General features: G+C 55.5%; 8 protein-coding genes. 5 read left to right on the plus strand and 3 right to left on the minus strand.

Annotation, left to right across the window (positions count from 1 at the left end; all coding sequences use genetic code 11):
* Window positions 1-11 precede the first annotated feature (11 nt).
* Entirely contained in the window at window positions 12-2,006 is a 1,995-nt protein-coding gene (uvrB, locus tag E0L93_RS04900; RefSeq protein ID WP_132689274.1) for an excinuclease ABC subunit UvrB, read from the plus strand.
* A gap of 293 nt (window positions 2,007-2,299) precedes the next feature.
* Here uvrB and E0L93_RS04905 read toward each other — a convergent pair whose 3' ends face one another.
* Together E0L93_RS04905 and E0L93_RS04910 are read right to left on the minus strand one after the other, a co-directional pair.
* On the minus strand, window positions 2,300-2,893 hold the full coding sequence (locus E0L93_RS04905; RefSeq protein WP_132689277.1) for an ArsR/SmtB family transcription factor: 594 nt from the start codon (window positions 2,891-2,893) through the stop codon (window positions 2,300-2,302).
* On the minus strand, window positions 2,894-3,379 hold the full coding sequence (locus tag E0L93_RS04910; protein WP_279387446.1) for an RNA polymerase sigma factor: 486 nt from the start codon (window positions 3,377-3,379) through the stop codon (window positions 2,894-2,896).
* A 175-nt stretch (window positions 3,380-3,554) separates the two neighbouring features.
* On the opposite strand from E0L93_RS04910, the gene E0L93_RS15725 reads away from it, so the two are divergent.
* The 4 genes from E0L93_RS15725 to E0L93_RS04925 all read left to right on the plus strand — a co-directional run bounded on the left by E0L93_RS15725 (window position 3,555) and on the right by E0L93_RS04925 (window position 7,547).
* A complete protein-coding gene (locus tag E0L93_RS15725; RefSeq protein ID WP_165874166.1) occupies window positions 3,555-3,704 on the plus strand; it encodes a hypothetical protein in 150 nt (49 codons plus the stop codon).
* Window positions 3,705-4,558: 854 nt separating this feature from the next.
* The gene (locus E0L93_RS04915; protein WP_132689283.1) at window positions 4,559-4,903 is read left to right on the plus strand and encodes an MvdC/MvdD family ATP grasp protein; all 345 of its coding nucleotides are present in this window, start codon (window positions 4,559-4,561) and stop codon (window positions 4,901-4,903) included.
* The gene (locus tag E0L93_RS04920) at window positions 4,900-6,042 is read left to right on the plus strand and encodes a SagB family peptide dehydrogenase (protein WP_132689286.1); all 1,143 of its coding nucleotides are present in this window, start codon (window positions 4,900-4,902) and stop codon (window positions 6,040-6,042) included. Before E0L93_RS04915 ends, E0L93_RS04920 begins: the two co-directional genes overlap by 4 nt.
* Window positions 6,043-6,296: 254 nt before the next feature.
* Window positions 6,297-7,547, plus strand: a complete 1,251-nt coding sequence (locus E0L93_RS04925; RefSeq protein WP_243638114.1) for an MFS transporter — start codon at window positions 6,297-6,299, stop codon at window positions 7,545-7,547.
* Here the strand turns inward: E0L93_RS04925 and E0L93_RS16035 are convergent.
* Window positions 7,478-7,803 (minus strand): hypothetical protein (locus E0L93_RS16035; RefSeq protein WP_207890327.1); only part of this gene is annotated, 326 nt, incomplete at its 5' end. The two genes, E0L93_RS04925 and E0L93_RS16035, sit on opposite strands and share 70 nt — an antisense overlap.

A 7,803-nucleotide genomic window follows, 5' to 3' on the forward strand; every position in this document is an offset into this window, starting at 1 on the left:
AGATAGGGGACGTGAGCAGCTTTTCGGTGACCAGCGAGTACCTCCCCACCGGCGACCAGCCGCAGGCGATAGAGCGGCTGGCCGCCGGGATCGAGGAGGGGATGCGCTGCCAGACGCTCCTCGGCGTCACGGGCAGCGGCAAGACGCACACGATGGCGCGCGTGATCGAGCGGGTGGGGCGGCCGGCGCTGGTGATCGCGCACAACAAGACGCTGGCGGCGCAGCTGGCGAGCGAGTTCTCCGAGTTCTTCCCCAACAACGCCGTGGAGTACTTCGTCAGCTACTACGACTACTACCAGCCGGAGGCCTACGTCCCGCAGACCGACACGTTCATCGAGAAGGATGCCCAGATAAACGAGGACATCGACCGCCTCCGGCACTCGGCGACGAGTGCGCTGTTCACGCGGCGGGACGTGATCGTGGTCGCCAGCGTCTCGGCGATCTACGGCCTGGGAAGCCCGGAGGAGTACCGCTCGAAGATGGTGCTGCTGGAGGCCGGCGGCTTCTACGACCTGGACGACGTGCTCAGGGACCTGGTCAGGATCCAGTACGCCCGCAACGACTACCAGCTCGGACGCGGCACGTTCCGGATGCGGGGCGACGTGCTGGAGGTTCACCCGGCCTACCAGGACACCTTCTACCGCGTCTCGTTCTTCGGGGACGAAGTGGAGGGGATAGATGAGGTAGACCCGGTGACGGGCGAGATCCTGCGCTCGTCCGAGCTGCTGACCATCTACCCGGCGACGCACTTCGTGACCGCCGAGGACCGGCTGCAGCGCGCGCTGCAGAACATTGAGGCGGAGCTGGAGGAGCGCTACGCCGAGCTGGAGCGGGAGGGGAAGGTGCTCGAAGCGTACCGGCTCCGGCAGCGGACACAGTACGACCTGGAGATGCTGCGCGAGCTGGGCTACTGCTCCGGGATCGAAAACTACTCCCGGCATTTGGACGGCCGGGCTCCGGGCTCCACGCCCTACACCCTGCTCGACTACTTCCCCGACGACTACGTCACCTTCATAGACGAGTCGCACATCACGCTGCCCCAGATCCGGGGCATGTACAACGGTGACCGCTCGCGCAAGACGACACTGGTCGAGCACGGCTTCCGGCTCCCCTCGGCCCTGGACAACCGGCCGCTGAAGTGGGACGAGTTCCTGCTGAAGACGAACCAGATGGTCTTCGTCTCCGCCACGCCCGGGCCGTACGAGCTGGAGAACAGCGAGCAGGTCGTGGAGCAGATCATCCGCCCGACCGGCCTGGTGGACCCGGTGGTGGAGGTGCGCCCGACCAAGAACCAGATAGACGATCTGCTGAACGAGGTGCACGCGCGCATCGAGCGCAACGAGCGGGTCCTTATCACCACACTCACCATCAAGATGACCGAAGACCTGACGGACTACCTGCTTGAGAGCGGCATAAGGGCGCGCTACATGCACGCCAACATCGAGACGCTGGACCGCATCCAGATCATCCGGGGCCTGCGCGCCGGCGAGTTCGACGTGCTGGTAGGCATAAACCTCCTGCGCGAGGGCCTGGACCTCCCCGAGGTCTCCCTGGTCGCCATCCTGGATGCGGACAAGGAGGGGTTCCTCAGGGGCGAGCGGGCCCTGATCCAGACCATCGGCCGGGCCGCGCGCAACGTGGGCGGCCGCGTAATAATGTACGCGGACAAGGAGACCGACGCGATGCGCAAGGCGATAGAGGAGACCGAGCGCCGCCGCGCCATCCAGACCGCCTACAACGAGCGTCACGGCATCGAGCCCCGGACGATCAAGAAGGGCATCTCCGACATCCTGATCGCCGCCGAGGCGAAGGGCCTCTACAAGTCCACAAGCCGCCGGGCCGCCGCCCGCGAAGCGCCCGGAGACCCGGCCGAGATCCAGAAGCTCATCGCCGACCTGCAGGCCGAGATGCTTCAGGCCGCCGAGGAGCTGAAGTTCGAGTACGCCGCCAAACTGCGGGATGAGATCAAGGACCTGGAGCGCCGGCTGCAGGAGGTCGCTTCGTAACAGAGCTTACGCGGCGGGATAACTTATCGGCTCGAAGATCGAGGGGGCACAACCGGGTACGATGAGGTTTGCCCAAACCAACCGTAACCGGCGCAGGTTCTTTCATGACGTCCCGCCTGTGTCGAACCACCCGCCCTCTGGCCGCCCGGGTTTCTCTGCTTCTGCGCCGCCTCGGCATCAGCGCAGGGGGGAGCCCGACCCCGGCCGCCCTGATCGCACCCCACTTAGTGGGGCTGATATCGGCCGGGAGGCAGGGGGTAGCGTTCGCCTCCTCTCGCTCGTTGTTCTGCCTGCTACTTGGATAAATTCCGCACGTTTGCATCTTCGGGAGAACTAAAAAACATAAGCACGAGATGGAACCTTTGAGTTGCTTTCTCCCTGGAGTTCTTTGATCTCGCCTTGGATTCAGCCTCGATGGCCAAAGCACGGTCCATCAAGTTGGCGACCTCCTTAGAGAGCTGGTTGGCTCCCTCTTCGTCGAGAAACACAATATCCCGGGTCAAGTGTGAGTGCGGAGCATCAAATCCACCAGCAGATGCCGCGGAGAAGACATCTTCGCCAATCTGGGAAAGTGCAGAACCAATTATTCCTGCTTGGAGTGAATCAGGTAAGTTTTTCCAGGCTTGTTCTGAGATTACCCACTGTACGGGCGCGTAATAATGTTCCATCGCACCGCGCTTCTGCTCCTCGCGCACTAACTTAATGAATCCTTTTTCGTGAAGGATGCGCATGTGGTAGCTAACCGTCCCTAATGCAACCCCTAGCTCATCCGCAAGCTGACTGGGGCTTGCTTCACGACCTTGTAGAGCCATCAGCAACCGAAGGCGCAACGGATGCGCCAGCATCTTAACTATTTTGGGATCGGTCAGAAATTCTAGGCCTTGCACCTACCTAACCTCCACACTTGATCTTATTCTTGCTCGAATTCTACGTAACTTCGTCTTGACCGTACCCTCAGGTAAACTAGCAGTCTTTGCTATCTCCGTTTGTCGTAGCTGTTGCACGTAGCAGAGATGGAAAAGTTCCCTATCTTCTTGCGAGAGCTTTGCTATCGCAGCCTCTAGGTCGATCGACAAAGCAACATTGTGCCCTAGATCATAATAGCTGCCAGACCGTTCGCCACACTTCTCTATCTTCTTCATTTCCCGGTTGCGGTGCTGTGCCAAGCGCATGCACTCGCGACGGGTTATGGTCAGCAGCCACGGTATAGGAGCTTCTGGATTACGGCAAGTCTCCGCATGCTGCCAGCCCCTTAATAGCGCCTCCTGCACAGCCTCCTCAGCGTCCTCCTGTGATCTCAGCAGGCTCAACGCCAACCTTAGACACCGGTGTCGAACTGCGTCCCAGTCCCAGCTTTGAGCCCGATTGGGCATATCTGTTGTGGCCACAGCACCCTCCTTTACTTCACTTCCCCAATGAATTTTTAGTGAACATCGATAAATTACTAAAACTATTTTGACCAATCAAGGGTCTTATTGGTAAATGCATCGGTTGACGCTCCTGTTAGCCGATTTGCTAGCGAAAAACGGAAAGGAGGTGAAACTAAAGATGCAGCTTGAGACGCTGGCAAATGCCATCGAGGATACGAGGCTTCGCGACTCGCTGAAGGGTCAGATGTCTGCCGAGGAGGTGTCTGCCTTCGAGGAGTACATCGACGAGTACGAGAGCGCCGACTACGTCCTCAAGAAGGACAACTAAAAGAATAGGGGCTCGATAGGCAATCGGTGGCGGGTGGACGGCCACAGTGGTGTGCTCGCCTGCCACCGGTTTAGGAGTTAATCAATCAGATAGGAGATGTAATGAAAGAATTGCCGCTTCTACTTCGCAACCAGAGCTATTCTGTAGAGCTTCCTCCTCGATCGCGAGACTTCCGGACACGGATGTGCAGGATCTTTAGGAGCAAGCTCCTTGAAGCTCCAGATAAACCCAGAGTGCTTATGTTAACGAGGACTGGAGATAGCGAGGCTGACGCTGTTGGCCTGCGCTTAGCGCAATATGGGGTGCACTACATTAGGATAGATGCGGACTGCTTGTCCGATACTATGACGCTCACTTTGCATGATAGCCCCGAGTGCCAAACTCCATCGTTTAAGGTAAGTTCTCAGAATCTTGACGAGTTAAGTGTAATCTGGCTCCGGCACTTTGATACAACCTCCATTACATCACCTGCCGAGGATGCGATTGTTGAATCTTTCATCCGCGCAGAGTGGGGGTCTATGGTGCAAAGCCTATCATCATTGCTAACTTCTCCTTTGTGGATAAACCATCCCCAGGCGATCGGACGATTGGATCGAATCTCTCAGCTAAAGTTTGCGCGCCTTATCGGTTTACCTACACCAGAAACCCTCGTATCGAATGATTTAGACAGCATAAGGTCCTTTCTGAGGTCAACTTCCGGAAAACTGGTAGCTAAGGTCCTGGGGAGCCACTTTCTTGAATTAAAGCCGGGGGTTCTCCACGGAGTTTTTCCTCGCATTATCACCGAGTCTAACCTTGAGTCCTTATCAGGCGCGAACTTGGTCCCCTGCATCTATCAAGAATACATACCCCATATGCAGGAAGTGCGCGTAACTATAGCTGGTCGAAAGGTCGCTGCCGTGGCGGTAACCAAGGCGGAACCTGCGAGTCTTTGGGAGTGTCCCAAAGAGGTGTTCGTACAAGAATACGATTTACCGAGTGAAATTCTTGAGAAGCTGATAAACTTCATGGGGCTTACAGACCTGGAGTACGGTGCTTTTGACCTTCTCCTAGACGACGAAGGCAAGTATGTATTCCTGGAAGTTAATCCCACCGGAGACTGGGTGTACTTCGAATCCCAGGGCAATGATACCTCCACCAAGATAACAGATAAGGTAGCGTCGTTTATAGTCGAGCAGTTGGAGGGTAGATCATCATGATGGTAAAAACATCCCAAAACCTGGTGCTGTTCTGGCGTGATGGGCAGCTCATCTGTGACAACTTTCTGGCATGCAAACAACGGGCTCTCTCTCCTATCGCAGAGCCGCTACTGCGATGGTTCTCGGACTGGAAGGACATCAACACGGTAGTCGAACTAGAGCGCAATAACGAGGCTAATTCAAATTTGCGCGCCTTGACGCAGCAACTGCTCGATGCTGGAATACTTATAGAGCAGAATTCTGAGGCGCACCGTTTGGAGAATAAGCTCAAGATATGGGACGTATGGGGACAGGGGGCAAAGTACTTTCGATTCTCTGGTAGAACATCTGCAAGCACCAAATTTCTGAGCGGTGCAACCGATGCCGACCGCTTGTCAGAGAAGGCCAATCTATCTCCACCACCGTCCGTGTATAAGGAATATTCTGGAGCCAAGCTGGTACCTCTTGACAAACCTTATCCTACATCGGAGAAAGAGAGAAACGTAGATGAAGACAGTTTTATAAACGTTCTCTTGCGCCGCCGGACGACGCGCGTGCTGGCTCCCGACAGACCCATTACTGCTTCTCAGCTGTCGGCTCTCTTGTACTACTTCTGTGGAGCGACCCATGTGGTTCAGACCAAAGGCACCGGAGAAGTGCTTCTGAAAACTAGCCCTTCGGGAGGAGCACGCCACTCTATTGAGGTTTACCCGTGCGTTTTCCATGTCGAAGGCATTGATCCTGGTATATACCACTACTCGGTAAAGCATCACGGATTGGAATTGATCTCGCCCGGTGACTACCGGGATCGTTTCCCAGAGATGTGCGGGGGCCAGGAATACACGAGCAGAGCCGGTATTGTCTTTATCTACGCTGCTGTGCTCGACCGCCAGGTGTGGAAGTACGAGACTGCTAGGGCTTACAGGGGACTAATGATAGACCTCGGTCACCTAAGCCAAACTTTCTACCTCGTTGCGGCGTGGCTGGGCCTCGGAGCCTTCTTTACAGCTGCATTCAGGGATGAGCTTATTGAGAATAACCTTGGCTTGGACTGGACCAAAGAGATTGTCCTTGGCGTTTCGGGTGCCGGTATCTTAGCCCGAAGTGCCAGAGAGCGGCAGCACGAAGCACTAACAGGCCTCGGTGAACCGCTGAATTAGTTCTGGCGCCCATTGAGTTGACCTCTCCAGGAGCGATAGACGTTTCTCATGGGTATAGCCGAAGCTGCTTTAGACCCTGGACAAGTTTATAAGCGTCGAAGTAGTCTCTCGAATTCTACAACTTTCACAGAGGATTGTGGGAGGTATCTGACTCGGAGTGGAGCGAAATCAGCAAAGCAGAGTGGCCCACTCGAATGTGCAATGAGTACTAGAGTGTTGTGAGCATATTCCTTCTTAAGGGACTATACCGCCGTATGGGCACCGCTACGTCCGATGTTTCTTTCTCGATTAGAAGGAAACATACTCCTACTATTGCTTTGCTCGGGGTAACCGGGCTTTCGGAGTTTGGCAATGTTTTGGCTAGCCTCGCGATCCCATGGTTTGTGCTTCAGACATCGGGGAGCCCGTTGAAGACGGGAATAACGGGAGCTACCATGATTCTCGCATTCGTAATTGCCGGGATCTTCAGCGGTCCACTACTGGATCGCTTGGGATTTAGGCGGTCCAGTATCGCCTCTGATATCTCTAGCGGGATAACCGTCGCGATGATACCATTACTCTACCTCACTATAGGCCTTCCTCTGTGGTTGCTGCTAATATTAGTCTTTGTCGGGGCACTACTGGATGCTCCGGGCAGAACGGCGCGCCTGAGCATGCTGCCCGAGCTGGCAAGAGACGCACAGACCCCTATCGAAAGACTCAACTCAGCTTACCAAGCGATCCTGCGTCTGTCGCAACTCATCGGGCCTCCCTTGGGAGGAGTCCTTATTGCAATATTGGGAGCGAGCAATGTGATGTGGCTCAACGCTGCAACCTTCATAGTGTCTGCACTAGTCATAGCTATAGCTGTCCCTGCTCGGCGTGAAGCAAGAGAGGAGAAAGAATCGGGAGAGGGCTACATCAACCAACTCTGGATTGGTCTCGCTTTCATTCGCCATAACAAATTGATTCTTTCGGTCTTTCTACTTTACACGACCTCAGAATTTCTCGACGCACCGTTCGTGACCATCGCTCTGCCAGTCTATGCGGACACCGTCTTCGGTAGCGCTATCAGTCTAGGACTTATGGTCGGAGGTTTGGGAGGAGGAGCCCTGATAGGCTCCATCATCTATGGGTTTATAGGACACCGGTTGCCGCGCTGGAGAACCTGTGTCGTAGCTCTTGTTGCAGCATGGCTCCCCTTCTGGGTGTTAGCCTACACCTCGTCCTTCGGCATCGTTATGGTGATTCTCTTCGTTATGGGGCTTGCTGCTGGCCCACTCAACGCGCTGCTTTATACTGTGGTTCATGAGCATACCCCCCCGGAAGTGCGCGGACGGGTATTCGGCGTCTTCTTCGCACTTGCGCTCGCTATGGTTCCGCTTGGAATGGTGCTCAGTGGATACTTTCTTGAGATACTAGGCTTGCGGTTGACACTCGTCGCTATCGCGGTTGGCTACCTAGCCATCATCCTCAGTTTAATCGTCATCCCCTCGTTTCGGAGGATGGACTCTTCTAGGCAATGATCTATCACCGATGCTGAAAGTGCTCCGGGAATAAGAGCAAGAGCAGCCAGCCGCAATCTGGAATTGAGCAGCATTAGAGCTTCCGCCAATAGGCCGGCAAACTTTTCATGCTTGGCGGTGCCCAGAGTGATTCCGATGAGAAGGTTGTATTCGCATTTGAGGATGGATGTAAGAAACCGTCCGAAAAGCCTCATTTGCGAGCCAACCGCCTCACCATCAAACGGCTCATCGCCACGTAAATGAACGCCTCCCCACT

It is taken from the genome of Rubrobacter taiwanensis, from assembly GCF_004337705.1.
In the GTDB taxonomy this organism is placed as follows: Bacteria; Actinomycetota; Rubrobacteria; order Rubrobacterales; family Rubrobacteraceae; genus Rubrobacter_C; species Rubrobacter_C taiwanensis.